16 protein-coding genes and 1 other RNA gene are annotated in these 21,405 nt (G+C 59.4%); 12 read left to right on the top strand and 5 right to left on the bottom strand.

Going from position 1 to position 21,405, the window contains the following annotated elements:
• Nucleotides 1–3: 3 nt before the first annotated feature.
• Both POI8812_RS16390 and ccoS read left to right on the top strand, forming a co-directional pair.
• On the top strand, nucleotides 4–2,265 hold the full coding sequence (locus POI8812_RS16390; protein ID WP_162844989.1) for a heavy metal translocating P-type ATPase: 2,262 nt from the start codon (nucleotides 4–6) through the stop codon (nucleotides 2,263–2,265).
• Nucleotides 2,262–2,405 carry a cbb3-type cytochrome oxidase assembly protein CcoS gene (gene ccoS, locus POI8812_RS16395; RefSeq protein WP_108783672.1) on the top strand — a complete coding sequence of 48 codons (144 nt, stop codon included), beginning with the start codon at nucleotides 2,262–2,264 and terminating at the stop codon, nucleotides 2,403–2,405. The genes POI8812_RS16390 and ccoS overlap by 4 nt, the downstream gene beginning before the upstream one ends.
• Here the strand turns inward: ccoS and POI8812_RS16400 are convergent.
• A complete protein-coding gene (locus POI8812_RS16400) occupies nucleotides 2,400–3,830 on the bottom strand; it encodes an aldehyde dehydrogenase family protein (protein WP_108783673.1) in 1,431 nt (476 codons plus the stop codon). The genes ccoS and POI8812_RS16400 overlap by 6 nt on opposite strands.
• A 128-nt stretch (nucleotides 3,831–3,958) precedes the next feature.
• Between POI8812_RS16400 and POI8812_RS16405 the strand changes: the two genes are divergently transcribed.
• On the top strand, nucleotides 3,959–5,599 hold the full coding sequence (locus tag POI8812_RS16405; RefSeq protein ID WP_108783798.1) for a sulfatase-like hydrolase/transferase: 1,641 nt from the start codon (nucleotides 3,959–3,961) through the stop codon (nucleotides 5,597–5,599).
• Between the two features lie 14 nt (nucleotides 5,600–5,613).
• Here POI8812_RS16405 and POI8812_RS16410 read toward each other — a convergent pair whose 3' ends face one another.
• Entirely contained in the window at nucleotides 5,614–6,240 is a 627-nt protein-coding gene (locus tag POI8812_RS16410) for a class I SAM-dependent methyltransferase (protein WP_108783674.1), read from the bottom strand.
• A 100-nt stretch (nucleotides 6,241–6,340) separates the two neighbouring features.
• Here POI8812_RS16410 and POI8812_RS16415 point away from each other — a divergent pair, with 100 nt between their 5' ends.
• Nucleotides 6,341–7,255 (top strand): LysR family transcriptional regulator, encoded by a 915-nt coding sequence (locus tag POI8812_RS16415; RefSeq protein WP_108783675.1) that lies wholly within the window; start codon nucleotides 6,341–6,343, stop codon nucleotides 7,253–7,255.
• A 75-nt stretch (nucleotides 7,256–7,330) separates the two neighbouring features.
• Nucleotides 7,331–8,335 (top strand): LacI family DNA-binding transcriptional regulator, encoded by a 1,005-nt coding sequence (locus POI8812_RS16420; RefSeq protein ID WP_108783676.1) that lies wholly within the window; start codon nucleotides 7,331–7,333, stop codon nucleotides 8,333–8,335.
• 4 nt (nucleotides 8,336–8,339) lie between these two features.
• On the opposite strand, the gene POI8812_RS16425 is transcribed toward POI8812_RS16420, so the two are convergent.
• From POI8812_RS16425 to POI8812_RS16435, 3 genes are all read right to left on the bottom strand, one after another.
• Complete coding sequence (locus POI8812_RS16425; protein ID WP_306438850.1) at nucleotides 8,340–10,718, bottom strand: heavy metal translocating P-type ATPase; 2,379 nt, start codon at nucleotides 10,716–10,718, stop codon at nucleotides 8,340–8,342.
• 68 nt (nucleotides 10,719–10,786) lie between these two features.
• Nucleotides 10,787–11,875: a DUF2855 family protein gene (locus POI8812_RS16430; RefSeq protein WP_108783678.1), complete on the bottom strand. Its 1,089-nt coding sequence runs from the start codon at nucleotides 11,873–11,875 to the stop codon at nucleotides 10,787–10,789.
• Complete coding sequence (locus tag POI8812_RS16435; protein ID WP_211310419.1) at nucleotides 11,868–13,286, bottom strand: NAD(P)-binding protein; 1,419 nt, start codon at nucleotides 13,284–13,286, stop codon at nucleotides 11,868–11,870. The genes POI8812_RS16430 and POI8812_RS16435 overlap by 8 nt, the downstream gene beginning before the upstream one ends.
• Before the next feature lie 127 nt (nucleotides 13,287–13,413).
• Between POI8812_RS16435 and POI8812_RS16440 the strand changes: the two genes are divergently transcribed.
• The 7 genes from POI8812_RS16440 to POI8812_RS16470 all read left to right on the top strand — a co-directional run bounded on the left by POI8812_RS16440 (nucleotide 13,414) and on the right by POI8812_RS16470 (nucleotide 21,399).
• Nucleotides 13,414–14,979 (top strand): cellulose biosynthesis cyclic di-GMP-binding regulatory protein BcsB, encoded by a 1,566-nt coding sequence (locus tag POI8812_RS16440; protein ID WP_108783679.1) that lies wholly within the window; start codon nucleotides 13,414–13,416, stop codon nucleotides 14,977–14,979.
• A gap of 3 nt (nucleotides 14,980–14,982) precedes the next feature.
• Nucleotides 14,983–16,818 carry a glycosyltransferase family 2 protein gene (locus POI8812_RS16445; protein WP_108783680.1) on the top strand — a complete coding sequence of 612 codons (1,836 nt, stop codon included), beginning with the start codon at nucleotides 14,983–14,985 and terminating at the stop codon, nucleotides 16,816–16,818.
• Nucleotides 16,819–16,888: 70 nt separating this feature from the next.
• An RNA gene (gene rnpB / locus POI8812_RS16450) (RNase P RNA component class A) lies at nucleotides 16,889–17,260 on the top strand.
• A gap of 417 nt (nucleotides 17,261–17,677) precedes the next feature.
• Nucleotides 17,678–18,235 carry a division/cell wall cluster transcriptional repressor MraZ gene (locus POI8812_RS16455; protein ID WP_108783681.1) on the top strand — a complete coding sequence of 186 codons (558 nt, stop codon included), beginning with the start codon at nucleotides 17,678–17,680 and terminating at the stop codon, nucleotides 18,233–18,235.
• Complete coding sequence (rsmH, locus tag POI8812_RS16460; RefSeq protein WP_108783682.1) at nucleotides 18,228–19,226, top strand: 16S rRNA (cytosine(1402)-N(4))-methyltransferase RsmH; 999 nt, start codon at nucleotides 18,228–18,230, stop codon at nucleotides 19,224–19,226. Before POI8812_RS16455 ends, rsmH begins: the two co-directional genes overlap by 8 nt.
• The gene (gene ftsL / locus POI8812_RS16465; protein ID WP_108783683.1) at nucleotides 19,226–19,618 is read left to right on the top strand and encodes a cell division protein FtsL; all 393 of its coding nucleotides are present in this window, start codon (nucleotides 19,226–19,228) and stop codon (nucleotides 19,616–19,618) included. Before rsmH ends, ftsL begins: the two co-directional genes overlap by 1 nt.
• The gene (locus POI8812_RS16470; RefSeq protein WP_108783684.1) at nucleotides 19,615–21,399 is read left to right on the top strand and encodes a peptidoglycan D,D-transpeptidase FtsI family protein; all 1,785 of its coding nucleotides are present in this window, start codon (nucleotides 19,615–19,617) and stop codon (nucleotides 21,397–21,399) included. The genes ftsL and POI8812_RS16470 overlap by 4 nt, the downstream gene beginning before the upstream one ends.
• Nucleotides 21,400–21,405: the final 6 nt, after the last annotated feature.

Here is a 21,405-nt window from a genome sequence, read left to right on the forward strand (position 1 = left end):
GGGATGAGTTGTTGTGCAAACCTTGTTGATACCACGGTTGCGGGATCAGCGGCGGACGCGCCGCGCAACAGTCATCTGGAAGATATCGCCCGGTCGGCACAGATCGACGCAGATGGCACAGCCCATCTGGTCGTAAGTGCCACGGCGATCAACTGCGGTGCTTGCGTGCGGACGTTGGAGCGTGGTTTGGCGGCGCTGGATGGTGTGCAGGCGGTGCGGGTCAATCTCACCCTGCGCCGGATAACACTGCAACTGGCCAATGCCGCGCAGATCGGTGCGGTTTTGGATGAGATGCAGCGACTTGGATATCCTGCCACTCTGGTCGATGACGCTGCACTGGGCCGGGAAGATGCGGAGGCCAAGACGCTCCTGCAGGCCCTCGCCGTATCGGGTTTTGCGGCGGGGAATGTCATGTTGTTGAGCGTCTCGGTCTGGGCCGGCGCCGAGGGTGCAACACGGGATTTGTTCCATATGCTCTCTGCGATGATTGCGGTGCCGATCGTCGGATGGGCCGGACAGACCTTTTTCCGCTCGGCGATCGCTGCCTTGCGCGCGGGTCGGCTCAATATGGATGTGCCCATCGCGCTTGCGTTGATCCTTTCTTTGACAATGAGTGTTGTTGAGACTGCGCGGGGCGGTGAAGAAGTCTATTTCGACGCCGCGCTGACGCTGACCTTCTTCCTTCTTGTCGGACGATATCTCGACCGTTTGATGCGGGCGCGGGCGCGGCGCGCAGTGGTAAGCCTTGGCCGATTGGCCGCGCGTGGGGCCTACCGCGTTGACCCGGAACACGGGCTTGAGTGGATCGCGGTCGAGGACATCCAACCTGGCATGGTTCTGCGTCTGGCCGTGGGGGATCGAGCGCCCGTCAACGGCGTGATTTGCAATGGGCGGACCACACTTGATCGGGCGCTCGTTTCAGGTGAAAGCGAGCCCGTCGCGGGCGAAATCGGTTCCGAAGTTGAAGCCGGTGTCTTGAACCTTTCCGGACCAATTGAACTGAGGGCGACAGCCCGTGCCGAGGATTCCTTCCTCGCCGACGTCATGAAGATGATGGATGTGGCAGAGCAGGGCCGGGCAGGGTGCCGGCGGATCGCGGACCGTGCGGCGGCATTATACGCACCCGTCGTTCATTTGCTGGCTCTGATCACGTTTGCAGGCTGGATGATTGCGGGAGCGGGCGCACATGAATCGCTCTTCATCGCGATATCGGTCCTGATCATCACCTGCCCATGTGCATTGGCACTGGCTGTGCCAGTGGTGCAGGTCATCGCGGCGGCCCGACTATTCGAGGCCGGTATTCTGCTGAAGGATGGCAGCGGGTTGGAACGGCTGGCGCAGGCAGACACAGTTGTGTTTGACAAAACTGGAACACTCACAACCGGAATACCGGGCATCCGGGCGCTGGGCACACTCACAATGCCAGACGTGGCCCTGACCCTCGCGCGGCATTCCAGCCATCCAGCGTCACGTGCGCTGGCGCGCGAACTTAACAGCGCCCGTGAAGTCGAGTTGGTCGACATATTCGAAGAGGCCGGGCAGGGGATCGAAGGGCGTCTTCCCGATGGTCGCGTTGCACGTTTGGGCAGACCCGAATGGGTTGCAAAGATCGCCTTGGACCTTCCCTCCGCGCAGGCCTCAACGGCCTTCGCCATTGCGGGTGAACGGGCGTGCGGTTTTGCGTTGGCCGAAGTCCTGCGCCCGGGCGCACATCAGACAATTTGGGAGCTTGTGGCGGATGTTGAGGGGGTTGCCCTGCTGTCTGGCGACGCGCCACATGCCGTGAACAAGGTCGCACGTCAGTTGGGGATTGAGGCGGCTCAGGCGCGGCTGACCCCGCAGGCCAAAGTGGCGCGCATCGCGGAACTGCAAGCTGATGGTGCACGTGTTGTCATGGTGGGGGACGGTTTGAATGATAGCCCGGCCCTCGCGGCGGCGCATGTGTCCATCGCTCCGTCGAGCGCATCGGATGTGGGTCGGATGGCGGCAGACTTTGTGTTCACACGTCCGTCCCTGCGGGCTGTTCCGCAGGCCATGGACATTGCCCGCCGTGCGGCACGTTTGGTGCGGCAGAACCTTGGCATCGCCGTAGTCTATAACTGCATTGCGATCCCGATCGCCGTGTCGGGCCATGTCACACCGCTCGTGGCCGCTCTGGCCATGTCGGGATCGTCAATCGTTGTCGTCGCCAATGCTCTGCGCCTTGCCGGAGTGAAAGAGGCGAAGACAGTGGGTGTGCAAACCATCCCGGAGCAACTGGTATGAGTGTGTTGATTTTTCTGATCCCGATTGCCCTTTTTCTGGGAGGGTTGGGGATCGTCGCCTTCCTATGGTCTCTGGGTGCCGGACAGTTCGATGATCTGACCGGTGCGGCAGAGCGGATCCTTGAGGATGAGCCGCTATGACCTGCGGGCGGCCCCGCTGATTGACTTGGTGTATTGAAACGCACGGATCCCGGCGAGGCCCGCTTCGCGTCCGTGGCCACTGGCATCAACTCCGCCAAATGGTGTGCCCGGCGCACGAGAGGTTCCATTGACCTGAACCATACCCGCGCGGAGGGCACGGCTGACCCTGTCGGCCCGATCCGGGTCCCCCGTCTGGACATAGGCGGCAAGCCCGTAAGGCGTCGAGTTTGCGAGTTTGATCGCCTCTGCTTCGGTGCCAAAGGGTGTGATTGTCAGGACGGGACCGAAGATCTCCTCCTGCAAGAGCGTTGTGCCCGGCCTTACATCGGCAAGGATTGTTGGCTTTGGAAAGAAACCTGCGGGCCGTGCAAGCCCTGGCCCACCGAAAATACAACGTGCGCCTTCGTCTAGACCCGTCTCGAGCAGACGCTGTATGCGCTCCATTTGCGTTGCGCTTATGACAGGCCCGATCTCCAGATCCCCGCCGGGCACGTAGCGAGCTGCTTCGCTTGCGGCCCGTTCTAACGTCTGGTCGTAGATGGACTGTTCGACCAGCATCCAGCTGGCGGCATTGCAGCTTTGCCCGCTATTCCGAAAACAGTGGGCCACACCCTGTGCAACCGCTGTTTCGAGATTGCAATCGGTGAAAAGCAAATTGGGCGACTTGCCGCCAAGCTCCAGGATCGTGGGGCGCAGACCGGCAGCTTGCTGCACGTCGCGCCCAGCACGCGTGGACCCAGTAAAGCTGACCACGGCGATCCGTGGATCACTCACGAGTATCTCGCCAATCGTGCCATCCCCCGGCACAATGTTGATCACGCCCGCTGGAATTCCGGCTTCCAAGCACAGATTTCCCAGATGCAGGGCCGTAAGCGGTGTCAATTCGGAGGGTTTCAATACGCTTGTGCAGCCAGCGGCCATCGCGGCACCAAGTTTCAGGATCACCTGATTGAGCGGCCAATTCCACGGCGTGATCAGGGCCGCAACACCGAAAGGTTCATAGCGTAGCCGATGTGCGGGGTCGGTTTGGGCATCGTCAAAGCTTGCAGTTTTCTGCGCAATGAAGGCGTCGAGATGAGCCAGAGCGCCACCCACCTGCTGCGCCCGCGCAAAGGGCAAGGGTGCCCCCATCTCGTGGGCGATGAGCTTGGCAAAGCACTCGGCATCCCGCGCGATCAAGTCCCGCAATGTCTCAAGATAGCTGAACCGTGTCTCGACAGGCAGCTGTGCCCAATCGTCTTGAACGCTGTCGGCAGCCGCAATCGCTGCAAGCATCTGCGAGGGCGACCCGACCTGCCTGTTCGCACGCGCTATCCCGGTAGAAGGGTCAACGCGCCGCACAGTGTCGCCCGCGCATGCTTTCCAATGGCCGTCGATCAAACACTGCCATGGCGCATTTTCGTATTGAGAGACGATGTCATCCATGATCCCATCGACCGTGCGCGCGCCCGGTTAGTCAAGCGATGCAAGCGCGTCGAATTGTAGCCGGAACAAGATCGTTGCGCCGCTGACAGGAGGTGCGGACGAAACACGCCGCGTCAAAGGAGGCCGCCATCAACATTCTCTTCATCATGTATGATCAGCTGCGCTTCGATTACCTCTCTTGCGCAGGCCATCCGCATATTCACACGCCGAACTTTGATCGGGTTGCTGCGATGGGGGTGAGGTTCACGAACGCATATTGCCAGTCTCCCATCTGTGGCGCGAGCCGCATGAGCTTCTACACCGGACGCTATGTCTCCTCTCACGGGTCGCAGTGGAATGGATATCCGCTGCGGGTTGGGGAGCAGACGATGGGTGACCATCTGCGCGCAGCGGGCATGGAAACCTGGCTGATCGGCAAGACCCATATGAAGGCGGATGCAGAGGGTATGGCCCGGCTTGGACTGTCCGCCGACAGCATCATCGGCGCGCGGCAAGCGGAATGTGGCTTCGATGTCTGGGTGCGCGATGATGGCCTATGGGGAGAGGGGCCAGACGGCTTCTATGATGAGAAGCGCTCTCCCTATAATGAGTATCTGAAGTCGCAGGGATACCAGGCATCCAATCCCTGGCAGGATTTTGCGAATGCTGGCATTGAGAACGGCCAGATAGCCTCGGGCTGGATGTTCGATAATGCAGACAAGCCCGCCAACGTTCTTGAAGAACATAGCGAGACTCCGTGGCTGACCACTAAGACACTGGAGTTCATGGCTCAGGCAAAGGGCCCATGGTGTGCTCATGTCAGCTACATCAAACCGCACTGGCCCTATATCGTGCCGGCGCCCTATCACGCGATGTACGGCCTCGAGCATATTCTGCCAGCGGTTCGGGATGAAGCGGAGCGGGAGGACCCACACCCAGTCTATGGAGCTTTCATGGGCAACCGCATTGCTGCGGCATTCCAGCAAGAGGACGTCCGGCAGAAGGTGATCCCGGCTTACATGGGGCTGATCAAGCAATGCGATGATCAGCTTGGCCGCATTCTGACCCATCTGGAAGAAACCGGCACGCTTGATCAAACCATGATCGTGCTGACGTCAGACCACGGTGACTATCTGGGGGACCATTGGCTGGGTGAGAAAGACCTGTTTCACGCCCCGTCGGTGAAGATCCCGATGATCATTTTCGACCCTCGGGCCGAAGCCGATGCCACGCGCGGCACCACATGTGACGCGCTTGTCGAGAGCATCGATTTGGCCCCCACATTCGTGGAGGCGGCTGGCGGTGCCGTTGCAGATCACATCCTCGAAGGGCGCAGCCTTTTGCCGTGGCTACGAGGAGAGGTACCGGAGTGGCGTGATGCTGCAATCAGTGAATACGATTACTCCTCAACGCCCATGCGAGACACTGTTGGCGTATCGATCCGTGATGCGCGGCTCTTCATGGTGTTTGACGGGCGCTACAAGCTGATTCATGCCGAGGGCGGTTTGCCGTCCATGTTGTTTGACACCCACAACGACCCGCACGAGTTCGTCGATCTCGGTACGTGCCCGGAACATGAGGCGGTGCGGACCACGCTCTACGATCATCTTGCCCGCTGGGGGCGCAGGATGTCGCAGCGCGTGACCCGTTCTGATGCTCAGATCGACGCAGCCCGTGGATCGTCGGCACGTCGCGGCATTTTGCCGTTTCTCAAGGACGGATCCGAAGTCCCGGAGGAATTGACGGCGAAGTTTCGCGGGCCAGCAGCGCGAGATTATACGCCCGAATAGTACGGGCACTGACTTCACGCGCGCTTTCTGGCGACTATGAAATGTGCAGGAGGCGCTTTGGGGAAATTGCCGGTTTCGAGGATGTCGAAACCCGCATCGCGAATATGCTGCGCCATCTCCTGAGTGCGTAAAAACCGAACATAGGGCGCCTTTCCAAATAGTCGCATGGTGCCAACCATTGGCATCAAAATGCGGTATCGACCGCCGAGACATGGCGTCTTGCTGATCAGCAAACCGCCCGGTCTGACCTTTTGCGCCACCAGCGCGAGGTCAGCCTCGAGATCGGGGATCAGGTGAAAGAGGTTGAACGCCAGCACGGCATCGAAGGTGCCGGGCGCAAGGTCCAGGTCTTGCAGCCCCGCAGCCACGAACTCTGCATTCATGATCATTTGATCGTCCGCCTTGCTGCGAGCAATCTCGACCATCTTGCCAGAGATATCTGTTCCCGTGATCTGGTGAACGCCATCAGCCAGATGGAGTGCGGTCGTGCCGGTTCCGCATCCGACCTCCAGCACATGATCGGTCTTGCTCAGATGCGCAGCCACGCGAGACAGGGTATGTTCATATGCTGGCACATCGCTGATCGGGGACTTGGCATATTTTGGGGCCACGTTGTCCCAAAATGCAGCTGGGGTCGCCATCGTTCTTTCCTCAATTTCTACTTTCCATTCACAAATGTGATAGCGCGCGACGTATGTGATGAATATTGCGTAAATTCGGAACCAAGGTATGCATATATGCATGAATTGGAATTCTATCGCCTTCGATTGGAATCAGGCTCGTGCCTTTCTGGCCACCGCCGAGACCGGCTCGCTGACCGCTGCGGCAAAAGTGCTGAACATGACGCAACCTACGCTCAGCCGTCAGGTCGCTGCACTAGAGGAAACTTTGGGTGTCACGCTTTTTGAGCGCTCCGGCCGTGCCATGACCTTGACCCAATCCGGAGCGGATCTTGTCGAGCATGTCCGCGACATGGGCCTGGCCGCAAGTCGTTTCTCGCTGGGCGCGAGCGGCCACGCACAAGATGTAACGGGCACGATCAGTTTGTCTGTAGTGGATGTGCTGGCGGCCTACGTTTTGCCAGACATCCTCGCCGACATTCGGAAAATCGCCCCAGGTGTCACGTTTGAGGTGATTGTCTCCAACGAGCTCAGCAATTTGGCACGCAGGGAGGCTGACATTGCGATCCGCCATCTGCCGCCCACACAGTCAGAGTTGATCGCACGCCGCCTGCCGGATTGTGAGGCCTATCTGTACGGACATCGCAGCTACGTTGGGCAACGCGGTGGGGCGGAGCAGCTTTACGAGAGCGGCAAGTTCGAGCTAGTGGGATTTGGCTTGCCCGATCAGTCAGAGCGTGTGCTCGCTGAACGGGGGATCCACATCCCTGCACAGTTGATCACCAGCTATTCCCAGAATGGCGTTGCGTCGTGGGAGATGGCCCGGCGAGGTCTGGGCCTATGCATCATGATGGCCGAGATTGCGGAGATCGAACCAGACATGGTGCGTGTGCACGGGGATTATCCAGCCATCGATGTGCCCACATGGTTGATAGCGCACCGCGAACTTCGGACCAGCATGCGCATGCGACTGGTGTTTGACGCATTGGCTGAGCGCTTGTCGGCCAGGCTTCGCGGGAAATCCGTTGCAAACTAACTGAAATCGGTTGCAAGATTTTGACGCATTCTGCAAAAGGCGTGCAGAATCTGTTGCAAAAAGGTGCGATGAACGATGAGGGCCACGCTAAAGGATGTTGCGGAGCGCGCGGGCGTCTCTCGTTCGGCGGTCTCGCGCACATTCACCGACGGCGCGTCGGTCTCTCCGAAAATGCGACGCAAGGTCGAAAAGGCTGCTGCCGAGCTTGGCTACAGCCCGAATGCGTTGGCCTCCAGCCTGACCACCGGGCGAACGAAGCTGATCGGGTTGGTGCTGAACAACTTTCGAAACCCCATCTTCCTGGAGGTATTCGATCTGTTCACCCGCGCATTGCAGGAAAAGGGGCTGCGACCGCTTCTCGTCAACCTGACCGATGAAACAGATCCCGCGGCGTCGGTTCGGATGCTGCGTCAATATTCCGTGGATGGGGTCGTGGTTGCGTCTTCGACATTGCCCGAGGCGTTCGCCAAGGCCTTCAAGGATGCAGGCGTTCCGGTTGTTCACAGTTTCGGACGTAATCTCAGTTCGCCGCAGGTCCATGTTGTGGGCATCGACAACGTAGAGTGCGGTCGGATGGCTGCGCGGGAATTGATGGCGCGCAATTATCGCAAGGTCGGCTTTCTTGGTGGACCAGAGGCGGCCACCTCGACGCAGGATCGCTATTCTGGCTTCATGTCTGAGTTGTCCAAGGATCCGGCGATTGCGGTGACCTATTCCTTTGCGGACGACTACACTTTCGACTCAGGCCGGCGGGAGATGCTGCGGCTCGCTAATGCGGGACCTGCGGAGGCTTATTTCTGCGGTGATGATGTGTTGTCGATCGGTGCAATCAGCGCGTTGAGGGATTCGGGATTCGCGGTGCCGGAGGATGTTGGTGTCATTGGTCTGAACGACATGGAGATCTCGGGCTGGTCCAATGTCGATCTCACGACCATCCGTCAGCCGGTGCGCCAAATCATCGGATCATCTGTCGAGTTGATGGTCGCCATGCTCGATGACCCGGACAGGTATCCAGAGGCTCGCTTGTTCCCCTGCACGGTTGTGGAGCGGGGCACCTTACGCCCAATGCCGGACGCGTAGAGGGTCATCCGGCCCGCCTCAGCCGCAGGGCGTTGCTCAAGACAAAGACGCTCGACAAGGCCATGGCCCCCGCTGCGAGCGCCGGGGAGAGCATTGGACCACCGAACGGAACCAGCCCTCCCGCGGCGACAGGAAGGAGGGCGACATTGTAGCCGAATGCCCAGAAGAGGTTCTGATAGATATTGCGCATCGTGGCGCGGCTCAGCCGAAGCGCTGCTGGAACGGAGTTCAGGTCGGGCCGCATCAGAACAACCTGAGCGGCTCCAATCGCCGCGTCCGTGCCTGAGCCTAGCGCGATCCCGACGTCCGACGCGGCCAGGACCGGCGCATCGTTGATGCCATCTCCAACAAATGCGGTTGGTTCGGGGAGATCTTTGAGGGAAGCAATCTTGCCGTCAGGCAATTGCTCGGCGTGCACTCTGGACAGACCGATCTGAGCAGCGACCGATTGTGCGGCCGCTTTGCGGTCTCCGCTGATCAAGGCCGTTTCTATGCCCGCCGCACTCAGCCACGTCACGGCGTCGGCTGCTTCGGGTCGGATCGTGTCAGAGATGTGAAGTGTTCCTGTCCAGGCACCATCGCGGGCAAGATGGACGAGCGTTTCCGACGAATTGTCCGGAACGCTGGGCTGCGCAATTCCCAACTCACGCATGAATTCCTGATTTCCCAATGCGATTTCAGCCCCATCAACACGCGCAGTGATCCCGAACCCGGGGCGTTCGACGAGATCTGTCGCGGTTGGCAATATGCCTGTACTCGCATCTAAAATTGCTTGTGCAAGCGGGTGGTTGGAGCCACGCTCCGCCGCGCCGGCAAGTTCGAGCACGGTTTGCTGCGAAATGCCGTCAGCTGCGGTTACGTTGCTCACAACTGGTGCGCCCTTTGTCAGAGTCCCAGTCTTATCAAATGCAACCGATCGGACCGTGGCCAGCCTTTGCAATGCGCTGCCATCCCGGAAGAGGATACCTTGCCGCGCAGCCCGTCCCATGCCGACCATGATAGAGACTGGCACCGCAAGGCCCATGGCGCACGGACATGCGACGATCAGAACACTCACGGACGCGACAAGCGCTTGGGTCACGTCACCTGTCAGCGCAATCCATATGATCGCCGTAACAACAGCAAGGGCGAGCACGACCGGCACGAACCAGGCCGCAATCCTGTTGACGAGATCCTGAACAGGAAGCTTTGTTGACTGTGCGGCACGCACCATCTCGATTATTCGGGCAAGTGCCGTGTCCGCGCCTACATGGGTTGCCGTCATGATGAGCCGCGCGGATCCATTGATCGTCCCAGCCTTCAATTCATCGTCTTTGGACTTGAGGACGGGCAGCGGCTCACCGGTGAGCATGCTTTCATCCACCGAACCGGTCCCCTGCGACACCATTCCGTCGACAGGAACCTTTGCGCCCGCACGCAGTTCCAGGATGTCACCGGGTTGAACGGCGGCAAGCGGCGTCTCTTCGAACGATCCATCTGCGTTTTGGCGCAGTGCGGTCGGCGGTTGCAGGTCCGACAGTGCGCGGATGGCGTCGCCGGTGCGAGCACGGGCCCGCGCCTCCAGCCACCGGCCGGTGAGGATCAGCGTGACGATCAGCGCTGCAGCCTCGAAGTAGACGGCCCGCGCTGTCTCGGGCAAAAGGACGGGCACAAAGGTCGCGATGGTCGAGTATGCAAAGGCCGCACCAGTTCCGACCGCGACCAACGCGTTCATATCCGGGGTGCCACGCAAAAGGCTTGGCCATCCCTTCAAATGAAACCGCGTGCCGGGTCCGGCCATGACGACAAGCGCCAATCCGAATTGAATCACCCACAGGGTGCGCATCCCAATCAACTCGTGCAGCCACATGTGGAATGCTGGGACGAGATGCCCACCCATCTCCAGCACAAAGAGCGGAAGGGTGAAGATGGCGGCGAGCAGCGTCGCACGTTTCAGCTCGGCTATTTCATCATTCGGTTCCGGGGCGTCCGGGGCACCGGTCTCATCCGCCGGATAACCAGCCTGCCGGAGGGCCGTGTGCAAGGTCGCGATTGCATCTGCATTGATAGCTTTGATCGTTAGGGATCGTTCAGCGAGATTCGCATTCGCATCCAGAATGCCGGAAACTGATCTTGCGGCGGCTTCAACACGCGATACGCAAGATCCGCAGCTAAGCCCCGGCACGGACAGTGTTCGTGATGTTGTCGTCGCTGGGTATCCTGCAGCATCAAGCCGTTTGAGGAGCTCATGCGGATCGTTGGCCTCGCTGACGACGCGCGCCGTTCTTTCCGCAAGATTTGCGCTGACACCGGAAACGCCCGGCGCATCAGCCAGCGCCCGCTCAACCCGCGAGACGCAGCCGCCGCATGACATTCCTTCGATGCTGAATGTCCAAGTCTTCACGTGCCGATCCTCTGCCATGCCCGTAGACCTAGATAGGTGCCCCAGCACGCGCTACACAAGTCTGCGCCTTAATCGGGCATGACCACCACGATGCCGCGATCTGCATCAAGTCTTCCTGACAAGATCTCCGGGTAAGTTCTTCTTAGGTCATCCAGCCCATCCAGGTGATGGATTTCCAGCCAAGCACCGATCCGCCGTGTCGTCTCGATTAGATAGTTTTGCGTCCGTTCCTGAAACCCAGCAGGTCCCCAATCACTCAGCCGTTTCTGGATGTGACCGGGCGCGAAGAAGAATTCGGAGCGTTCCACGATGAAGCCAGGCTGTTTGCCGATCTCCTCACGATGGGTAAGGCCAACGTTGATGGTTTGGCGCATCTGTGCGCCAAGCATTGTATGCAGCCGAGCCAGCAGATGACCGTTGCCTGACATGTCGATGATCAGAGTTGGAAGGGACGCGTCGATTGCGTCAACAGCTTCGTAGCTGAGCACATCGTCATAGAGATCGAGCTTTGCCACCTTCGCCAGATTGCGCGCTGACGTCAGGCCAATGACCTTTGGCGAAGTTGCATCGTCGGCCAGTGCGTAGGCGAGCCCGATGCTGGTCTTGCTCGATCCACTCAGAACAAGGATTTGCTCGGCGTCGAACCAATCCGCGGCCTGTGCAGCGTCCCAAAGGCAGAATGAAGTGATCAATAGCGGCCACAAGAGTGCGCGAAGGTCATCACCTTTCGGGTCATAGCCGACCTCGGCACGAACGCGCTGGTATCCGTTATATCCTGAAGGAAGCTCCGTACGATGCGCCGTCGCGTCGACAAAGCGGTTCTCGCTCACGCGTTCAGGCAGCATCACCAATGAGGTCGAAGGCGGGAAATACCCGTAAATGCGATCTCCGACCGGCACGTCGGGATGTGTGCTCTCCACAATATCGGCAAAGCCCCAGACCGGGATGATGCCCCAGTTGGTTTCATTATCCTGTGCGGCAGAAAAGAAGTCCCAATAGCGCATTTGATCACCAACTTGGCCGTAGGTGATATTGTTTGCGGTGAAGGAAAAGCGGTCAATCCGCGCCCTGACATGTCCTGTTTCGAGCAGCGTCTCGGGCGCCGGGGCGATCCGCGTTTGCGCGATGTCATTTTTCAGCACCTGAAACTCAGGCATGGCGTTCTCCCTTCGCTTTCAGTTCGGCGTTATATTGTTGAAGCTTGGCCATCGCTGGCATTGAGGCCGCCTTGATCCGTCCAATGATGGCGCGCTTCTCACTGTCTTCTTCAGGGATGCCGGACACGAGCTTGGCAAATCCGTCGAGACGACTTGCCTTCAGCCAGGCGCGCAATTCTGGATCTTGTCCCCAGTTGAATTGGTTCATCATGAATTGGATGGTCAGTGGAATGTAGTCGTCGGCCTTGTTGGGCAGGGGGATCACATTGCAGGTCCGGTTCTTGTCCTCCTCCGGTTTCGTTGCCTCGACATGCGCAATGAACGCGGCAGAGAAGACGGGCTGATATGGGCGCACGGTTTGCGGGGTAATGCGTTCTCCCTCAAAAACCGGCCGCATCTCCAAATTTGTGATCGCGCTCGCCGTGCAATCAATATGGAGCGTTTTGGGGGTCGTCGGGATCGTGCCGTGCTCGAGGGATATTTCGGTTGTCCCAACGGCCCTGACCCGTCCCATTCTGACCCGCTGCGTGATGCGCCGCAGTTCGTCAATTTCAGCTCGGCTGACGGTGGCCGCGTGGAACATCGTGGGGCGCGTATTGGGATCGATCCGCAAGAAATAGCCTGAGGCCTCTAACCGATCAAACATGTCTTCCCGCGACGTGGACGCGGCAATCGCCTCGAATTGCAAAGCTTGTGAGCCAATGGAGGATTTGAAAAAGGCCGGATCGGTCTGTGCATTCTCGCGATCTAGCAGCCAACCATCCCGGGGCTTAATCCAACGGATGTTGTCCGGTTCGATCCCCTGCGCCAACAGCCAGAGGCATGTGTCGATTGCCGTCTTTCCGGCCCCCATAACGACAAATCCGTCGGGCTTTTCGGAGATGTGCATCAAATCGTTGGGCGGCACCACGCGTGCCCCTTCGGCAATCTCGAAGGCGGGGGTGTGCATAGATGGTGTTGAGGTCTTCAGATAGGTGGCATCGACGAGTTTCCGGGTGATCTCGATCTCCCAGCGTTCGCCGGTCAGCCGGGATGTGAAGGCCTTGTCTCCATCAAAGTCACACATCGGAAAGTATCGAACCCGTCCAGATGGGAGGAACGTGTTCCGCATTACATCGTCGAAATAGGCGGCAACCTCTGCTCCGCTTGCCAGATCCCCCAGACCTGCGTTCAGGCCGGTCGCATCCTTCACACCGCGGCTCAACTCCTTGGAATTAACACCATAGAACGTTGAGGGTTGATGCAGCGTCACGAACGGATAGGCGACGTTCCAGTGGCCGCCTGGCTTTGCGTGGCGATCCACAATCGTGATCGTCGCATCCGTTTCGCTAAGCAGAGTATCAGCGAAAGCCATGCCGACAGCACCCGCTCCGGCGATCAGGTAGTCGGTCTTCAAACGGGTCGCTTGCACGGTTCCCTCCGTGATTACGTAACGAAGTGTTCACCATCTGGAACGAAATCGCGAAACAAAACCACCCGTTCGACCGTTCTTTAGCTGAGCGCCCTTACGTCACGCGCTTGAACGAATGGAGAATGAGATGAGGTTGATCGGTATTGCGCTGCTCGCGTTCCTATTGGCAGGTGTTGCTTTCCTGCTGACAGAGCGGCGTGCGGAAGTGCTTGCAGCTGTCCCGCTTCTGTCTGGGAGCGAACGGATCGTGCATCGTTTTGATCAATCCGGTGCGCCCAACCTCCAAGATGTGGACGAAAGTTTCGAGCGGGTGTGGATCGCGGCGGAGGGCACGGACCGATGGACCGCGCTGAGCGGTGTCCCCTCCTATGCGACGCTTCGCTTCAATCTGCCTCGCGACGTGGTGGGGCTGGCCGGGGAACTGACCCTCGATCTGCGCAGTGATATTGCTGAAGGAACAGAAGGGGAGTTTCGGATCAATGTGAACGGCATCCGCCGCGGCGTCCTGACCATTCGACCGGGTATGGACGACTATACGGTCAAATTGCCCTTGAGTGCTGATGATCTGATCCGCCGACAGCTCGTCGTGTCCATGGCCATGATCGGAGATACGCCAAGTGCAGTATGCTCCACGGACGAGGGCTATGGTGCCCTTTTGCATGTTGAGCCGACAAGCCGTTTGACGCTTGCGCTCGAAGAACCGATCACGACCTTCGCGGATCAGCTTTTGGTCGCAGGTGAACCAGCGGAACTGCTCTGGCCTGTTGCGGATCGCGACGCCCAGGCGCAGGCGCTTGCGACGGCCGTTAGTGCGCAGGTCACCGGGCATGCCGTCCGGTTTGTCCGCCCAGATCAGGCAACTGAAGCGACGATTGATCCGGCAGATTACGATGGCACGTTGCCCCCGTCTGCATCCGCGGTTTTGCCGCTTAACTGGCCGGTTCAGGCCGAGGAGGCAGGCGCGTCAACGGACGCGGTCACGTTTGAGCGCGGAGCAAACTGGACCTTTGCTTTGGCCCGTAGCGCCCTTCAAGATCGTACCTTGCCGAACCGGCTCGATCTGAATTTGCGTCTACAGCCTCTACCTGGCGAAGCCGCGTGGATGCTGAACGTCCAGCACGCAGGGTCCATCCTGTATCAGGAGCGTATTGCAGGCAGCCGCACAGACTACCGAGCAATTATCCCACTCGGGGAAGCGGACGACGCTGAGCTGCTTCGCTACGAGGTTAACCTACAGGCCGATTGGGAAGGTCGCGGCCCATGCTTGATCCGGCCGGAGTTGACGGCACAACTCCTGCCGTCAACCCAGATTTCCGGCGGGCAAGTCGCGCCCGCCAGTGCGATGGAACCTTTGCTCGCAGCGCTCGGCAGCACTCCGTCCATTGGCATCCAATTATGGACGGAGACAGATGTAACGACCGCAAATGCGATGATGGGGTTGGCGCAGGACCTGATTGTCGGAGCCGCGGGTGTTGAGGCGGAATCTGATCGCGATGTGATCTTAGCCATGGCCGAACCGAACGAAGCACTGGAATTCGCGCGCACCCGTCCCGGTCCGGCATGGGTGCGTGGCTATTTCACGCCCGGCGATGCGGCCGAAACTCTGCCGCTTGAGGGGACGATGCTTGACGTATTGGCCAGCAGCGATGCACCGCGTGCAGTGATGGTTATCGTTCTGGGCTCCGGAAGCTGATCCATGGCATCGGATGACCTGCGATCCCAGAATGAATACTGGTCCGTGGATTCGGCGCCCCGGCGTTTCTCCGGTCGGGTCGCACCCTGGCGCGCCTTTGCAGTGGTCGGAGCATTTCTGCTTCTCGGCACGTTCGGCTTGTGGGGCATCAATGAGCTGCACCTGCTAAACGCCATCTTTCCAAATGATGATCTGATCTTTTCGCCCTATAGCGGTGCTCACTCGATCCCAATGCGGATTTTCACACTGAGCTTTTTCATCGCGTTTGCATTGTTTTGCAACGGAACGGCGAAGGCCCGCTTTCTTTTCTGGTTCGATCTTACAGCGACCTACGTTGCGCTGTGCGGCTTGCTGGATGTTGCGAATATCGTGATCAGCTTCGCCCTGGGGATCACGTTCAGCCTCCACCTGATTGAGATTGAAAGCGGCCTGTTGGGGTTCGCGGTCTTTTCCTGGAAGCTCCTCGAACGTGGACGGATGCCCTCGCGTATTGATGTTGATACGGGACGGGGGCGGAGCATTCGGCCGCTTCTCAGGTTGATTGCGGTAACCATCTTCGCTGCGGCTGTTTCGATCTATGTCGCATCACTCGATCTGGCCGTGATCCACTACATGCGAGGCGTCGGACTGTTGGGTGGCATTGGGCCAGGCGTTTTCCTGTTTCTGCCCGTGTTCTTTGTGACCCTCTACGTCTTGGCGCGCCTGTCCTATCGGCGGGTGGCCGATGCGGATCACGCGCCTGCAATGACGGTGATCGTTCCTGCGCATAACGAGGAATATATCATCCAGCGCACGATTGCCGCGCTTGATCAGGCGGCGGCGCACTACGCGGGCGACGTGCATCTGCTCGTGCTCGACAACAATTCCGAGGATGCGACCGACCAGCTGGCTCGCGTCGCTCTTTCGCAGTGTGAAGCACTGACGGGTGAGGTTGTGTTCGTCGAACGTCCGGGCAAGGCCAACGCCTTGAATGCGGGCTTGCGCCTGACAAAGACGCCTCTTCTGGTGCGCGTTGATGCGGACACCCAAGTTTCCGAGGATGCATTCACATTGGCCGCTGCATATTTCGCTGAGCCGGACGTCGGCGTTGTTGGTGGCATCCCGTTGCCACCCGGTGGCGGGCCATTCGACAAGGCCCGATTGATGGAGGTGGTTACCAAGCACGGTTTCTATCAAATCGGTATGGCCAGCATTAACGCGGTCGTCGGCGTTCCGGGCATGTTTGCCGTCTACCGAACCGAACTTCCAAGGCGTCTCGGCGGCTTTGTCGGTGGCATGAATGGCGAAGATACCGATATCTCGCTACGGATTGGCGAGCTCGGCTATCGGCTGATCGTGGAACCGCGCATTCGCTATATCTCCGAGGTGCCGGTCACCCTCAGCCACATGCGGGAACAGCGGATGCGCTGGTTTCGTTCAATCTACCACATCTGTTCGCGCTGCCGCGACGTGATCTTTCGCCGTAAGTCGAGTACGCGGGGACGCATCATCCTGCCCTATATGCTGATCAACTCAGCCAGGCGCACGATGATGGTGCCCATGATTGTCTTCGGCGTGGTCGAGTACGTGACCCATTTCGATTCATCCTCCGATCTGGCCTGGCAGGCGATTTTTGCCGTGATTGTTGGAATGCCGACACTGGTTGCTATTTTTGCTGCATTGGTCAACGGCATGCCACGCGGGCTGCTCTACTTGCCGCAATACTTGCTGTTCCGCATGCTTCGCAGCTGGTTCACGCTGGAGTCCATGCTCTCGATCTCCATCGATGAAAAGGGGCGGCACATTTTCTCGAAAGAGGCGCTTTCCGAACCTCGGCCAGCTGACATACGGGTCGCCTAGATCGGTCCGCACCTTGTTTCACTATTTGAGGTTGTGAATTGTCATGATGGCACGCTATTCCAACCAATGTGCGGATGGCTGGATGATCGCGCCGGGAAATCGGTGAGGAAAGTCCGGACTCCTTGAAGCGACGGCGCCGGATAACGTCCGGCCAGGGCAACCTGAGGGAAAGCGCCACAGAAATCAGACCTCCCGGCGACGGGGAAGGGTGAAACGGTGGAGTAAGAGACCACCGCCGGGCTGGCAACAGACCGGGCACGGCAAGCCCCGCCGGGAGCAAGGCCAAATAGGGATCGCGCGCCTTTCGGGGCATGGCTGCTTCACCACAGCGATCCGGGTTGGCTGCGTGAGGCGTTGCGCAAGCAACGTCCCAGACGAATGGTCATCCATGGGATTCGATGGAATCCCGGGACAAAATCCGGCTTACAGGCCATCCGCACAGAGTTTTCGGAAATTTCCCCATAAATGAGCGTCTATATTTAGCGTTCAAAATTTGACGACCCTCAAATTGTGGCAAAAATGCGCACGAGGGCACAGAATGGCATAAAAAACCATTGCTAGGCATACGGTGTCGCTGCATAGTGATCCTCAAGAGAAAGAGAGCAGCGCAAATGAGGTCCACAAGGATCCGGGCGTAATCCGAGGCAGGTTTCTACAGGCTCTCCCTCTCGCAAAAGGGCGTTGGCAGTGGAGTAGGTAATCGGTGCGACGACAAACAGCACCGTAGCTTCATAGAACACGTTGGGACAGTTACGGCGGGTCGTGTGAGCATCACGCCCGCCGTTTCCAATTCAGCCCCCGCCCAGACAGGTGATCGGTCCAGCCAATTCGGCATGGACTGGAACAGAAAGATGGGGCGGTGGAGCAGAGCTTTCGCGGCGAGTTCGAGATGAAGGCAGATGCCAAGGGTCGTATGTCGATCCCGGCTGCCTTTCGCCGTGTCATAGAGGCTCAGATCCCCGGATGGTCCCAGGGGCAGCCCGTGAAGTGCGTCTTGATGCAGAATGCAGATCGTCGGCCTTGCCTACAGTTCTACGGGCAAGAGCGGTTCAAGACGCTTGAGAAATATGTCGACCGGCTTCCGCAATTCTCCAAAAAGCACAAGAAACTCGCCCGCAAGTTCGGCTCGGCACATGATCTGCTGATTGATGACAGTGGCCGGGTCGTCTTGAGCGAAAAGTTCCGCGCAAAAGTTGGGATTGCCGCAGGCGTTCCCCTGATCGGCGTGGGCATGGTTCGGTGGTTCGAGCTTTGGACGGCGGACAACTACGCTCTGGATGAGGATGATGAAGGCTGGTGGAACGATGATGAGGAAGATCCGACTGACGTCTACCGGCTGATTGAGGAGATCGAAGAGGAAGCCCGGCTTGATCGGGTCGCGCAGATGCGGTTGCAGTCGGAGCCCCGGCATGAGTGACGCGCCCCACATTCCCGTCCTGCTGAATGAGGTTCTGAGCGCCGCCACGCCCGTGGGCGGCGTTTGGCTTGATGGCACTCTGGGTGCAGGTGGATATACCCGCGCGCTGCTCGATCATGGGGCGGAGCATGTTTATGGGGTTGATCGCGATCCTCGTGCGGCTCGCGAGATGGCACGCTGGTCAGCCGACTATTCAGATCGCTTCACTTTCCTGCCGGGCACGTTTGGCCAACTCGATACACTGGCGCGCGAGGCCGGTGCGACGGCGCTTGACGGTATCGTGTTGGATATCGGTGTGTCGTCGATGCAGATTGATGAGGCGGATCGGGGGTTTTCGTTTCAGAAGGACGGCCCCCTGGACATGCGCATGAGCGACGCCGGACCATCCGCCGCAGATCTCGTAAATGGAGCGAGCGAAGCAGAACTTGCCGATATCCTGTTCCAATATGGTGAGGAACGGGCCTCTCGCCGGATTGCCCAGGCGATTGTTGCCGCTCGTCCGGTGGCAGATTCCACCCTGCGTCTGGCCGAGATTGTCAGTGGTGTTCTGCCACGCCAGAAGCCTGGCCAGCCGCATCCAGCCACGCGCAGTTTTCAGGCGCTACGCATCGCGGTGAATGAAGAACTGGCCGAGCTTGCCCGCGCGCTCTTGGCTGCGGAACAGATGTTGCGCCCCGGCGGCGTTCTGATCGTGGTCACATTCCACTCGCTGGAAGATCGCATCGTGAAGCGTTTTTTGGCGGATCGCTCCGGCAAGGGAGGCGGCGGAAACCGGTATGCGCCGCCAACGGATGTGACCCCTCCCAGCTTCGAATTGCTCAACCGTAAAGCGGTCACCGCCAGCAAGGACGAGTTGGAGCGCAATCCGCGGTCCCGATCCGCGAAGTTGCGCGCCGCGCGCCGCACAGATGCCGCCGCTCATCCGGCGGATGTGAAAGGTCTCGGCCTACCGAGGCTTGATTTGATTCAACTTGGCGCAGGGAGATCGTGATGCGCAGTCCAGCCTATCTTGTCGCCTTCGCCATGGTTCTGTCCTCAGCTGTTTGGGCGTACAGCGTCAACAGTGACACGAAAGACGGTTTGCGAGAGATCGAGCGCCTTCAAACGCGGATCGCGGCAGAGCGTGAGGCGCTGGATGTCCTGCGTGTGGAATGGGCCTTTCTCAACCGTCCGCAGCGGCTCGACCGCCTTGTTGCCATGCATTTCGACGAATTGGGTTTGATCCCGCTTGATCCGCAGCATTTTGGCGGCATGCAAATGGTCGCCTATCCGACCGAGGTGCCATCTGCGCTGCCGGATGTGCTGGCGCGGGCTGACAGAAATCAGTTCCAGTTGCCGATGACGGTGCAAGAAGTCGTCGCCTTCAACGGGTATGAGCCATGATCCGCGTCCCGCTCAGACCACTTGCCCGCGTCATTGCGGCGCGCAACCAGGGCATCGACCCGGATGTCGTCGATGCCGAGCGGCGCGCTGCTGCCTGCCGTCTGCGCAGGGCAGAGGAAACGCGGCGTGCGCAGCGCAGGCTGTGGTTGTTGAGCGCTGTCTTCGTGATGGGATTTGGCGCAGTGGCGGGAAAGATGGCCGTCATCTCGGCAAGTGATGTTCCACAGCAGGAGCAGAGCGCGACCGCCGATCCCCTGCGTGCGCACCGTGCTGATATCGTAGACGTGAATGGAGAGCTTCTGGCCACGAACATCGTGACCTCGGCCCTTTATGTGGAAACGCGCCGGATGGTTGATCCGGAAGGCGTTGCCATCGGTCTTGCCAACATCTTCCCGGATCTGGAAGCAGAGGCCTTGATGACGCTGTTTGCGCGTCCGGGCAACTTTCATTGGATTCAGAGCCAAGTGAGCCCTGAGCAGCTTCAGGCCGTCCACGATCTTGGTCAACCGGGCGTATTCTACGGGCCGCGTGAGACGCGGGTTTATCCGCAGGGACGGCGGCTGGGCCACATTCTTGGCGGCTCCCGCTTTGAACGTGAAGCTGCCCGCGCGGCAGAAACCGCGGGCACTGCTGGCGTTGAACTGATGTTCAATGAAAGGCTTGGGGATCCCGAGCGCATTGATGAGCCGCTACGCCTGTCGATTGATCTGCGGGCACAGAACGCGATGCGCGATGTGTTGGCCCAACAGATGGAGCGGTTTGACGCGATCGGAGCAACGGGAATTCTGATGCGGGCCGACAATGGAGAGATCGTCTCCATGGTCTCTCTGCCGGACTTTGATCCGAATGATCGGCCCGCGCCGCGTGGCCCGGATGCCGATCAGCTCTTCAGCCGTGCATCCCAAGGGGTCTACGAGCTTGGCTCGACCTTCAAGACACTGACCGTGGCGCAAAGCCTTGAGCTTGGGCTGGTCAATCCAGAGACGATGATCGACACGCGCGGTCCTTTGCAGTGGGGGCGATTCCGGATCCGGGATTTTCACAACTACGGACCCGAGCTGTCTGTCACCGAGGTTATGGAGCACAGCTCGAACATCGGGACGGCACGTATCGCACTCGATATCGGCATTGAACGTCATCAGGAGTTCCTGCGAGAGCTTGGGTTTTTCGACCCGGTTGAGGTCGAATTGCCCGAAAGCCGCTCTGCCCGCCCATTGCTTCCACCGCGTTGGTCCGATCTTTCCACGATGACAATCAGTTACGGCCACGGGCTTGCAGCCACCCCACTTCATCTGGCCAGCGCTTACGCGACGGTCGCGAATGGCGGCCTGCGGGTCACGCCGACACTATTGGCCGATGCGGCCATGCCGACCGAGGCGGATCGCGTGATCTCCGAACGGACGTCGGGCATGGTGAACCGCATGTTGCGCGCAGTTGTGTCTGACGGCACGGCTGGGTTCGCGGATGTTGAAGGATATGAAGTCGGCGGAAAGACCGGGACGGCTGATAAACCCTCCCAAGGCGGCTATGCCGAAGACCGGGTCATCGCAACTTTTGCCGCGGTCTTCCCAGCAAGCGATCCAGAATATGTTCTAGTCGTGACACTTGATGAACCCGAAGACAGATCCGGCCCGGTCGTACGCCGTACGGCAGGATGGACAGCGGCCCCGACGGCCGGGATGATCATTCGGCGCGTCGCCCCCGTTCTGGGCCTGCGCCCGCAATCGCGCCAGTCGGATCCGGAAATTCCGGGGATGGCCCTTGCAGGGGGGCGCGGCTAGATCATG

This window comes from Pontivivens insulae (assembly GCF_900302495.1).
Lineage (GTDB): Bacteria > Pseudomonadota > Alphaproteobacteria > Rhodobacterales > Rhodobacteraceae > Pontivivens > Pontivivens insulae.

Coding starts and splice junctions, on each gene's coding strand:
- rsmH (WP_108783682.1), top strand. CDS start 18,228: ATGAGTGACGCGCCCCACATTCCCGTCCTGCTGAATGAGGTTCTGAGC.
- ftsL (WP_108783683.1), top strand. CDS start 19,226: ATGCGCAGTCCAGCCTATCTTGTCGCCTTCGCCATGGTTCTGTCCTCA.
- POI8812_RS16420 (WP_108783676.1), top strand. CDS start 7,331: ATGAGGGCCACGCTAAAGGATGTTGCGGAGCGCGCGGGCGTCTCTCGT.
- ccoS (WP_108783672.1), top strand. CDS start 2,262: ATGAGTGTGTTGATTTTTCTGATCCCGATTGCCCTTTTTCTGGGAGGG.
- POI8812_RS16415 (WP_108783675.1), top strand. CDS start 6,341: ATGAATTGGAATTCTATCGCCTTCGATTGGAATCAGGCTCGTGCCTTT.
- POI8812_RS16445 (WP_108783680.1), top strand. CDS start 14,983: ATGGCATCGGATGACCTGCGATCCCAGAATGAATACTGGTCCGTGGAT.
- POI8812_RS16400 (WP_108783673.1), bottom strand. CDS start 3,830: ATGGATGACATCGTCTCTCAATACGAAAATGCGCCATGGCAGTGTTTG.
- POI8812_RS16470 (WP_108783684.1), top strand. CDS start 19,615: ATGATCCGCGTCCCGCTCAGACCACTTGCCCGCGTCATTGCGGCGCGC.
- POI8812_RS16440 (WP_108783679.1), top strand. CDS start 13,414: ATGAGGTTGATCGGTATTGCGCTGCTCGCGTTCCTATTGGCAGGTGTT.
- POI8812_RS16410 (WP_108783674.1), bottom strand. CDS start 6,240: ATGGCGACCCCAGCTGCATTTTGGGACAACGTGGCCCCAAAATATGCC.
- POI8812_RS16390 (WP_162844989.1), top strand. CDS start 4: ATGAGTTGTTGTGCAAACCTTGTTGATACCACGGTTGCGGGATCAGCG.
- POI8812_RS16430 (WP_108783678.1), bottom strand. CDS start 11,875: ATGCCTGAGTTTCAGGTGCTGAAAAATGACATCGCGCAAACGCGGATC.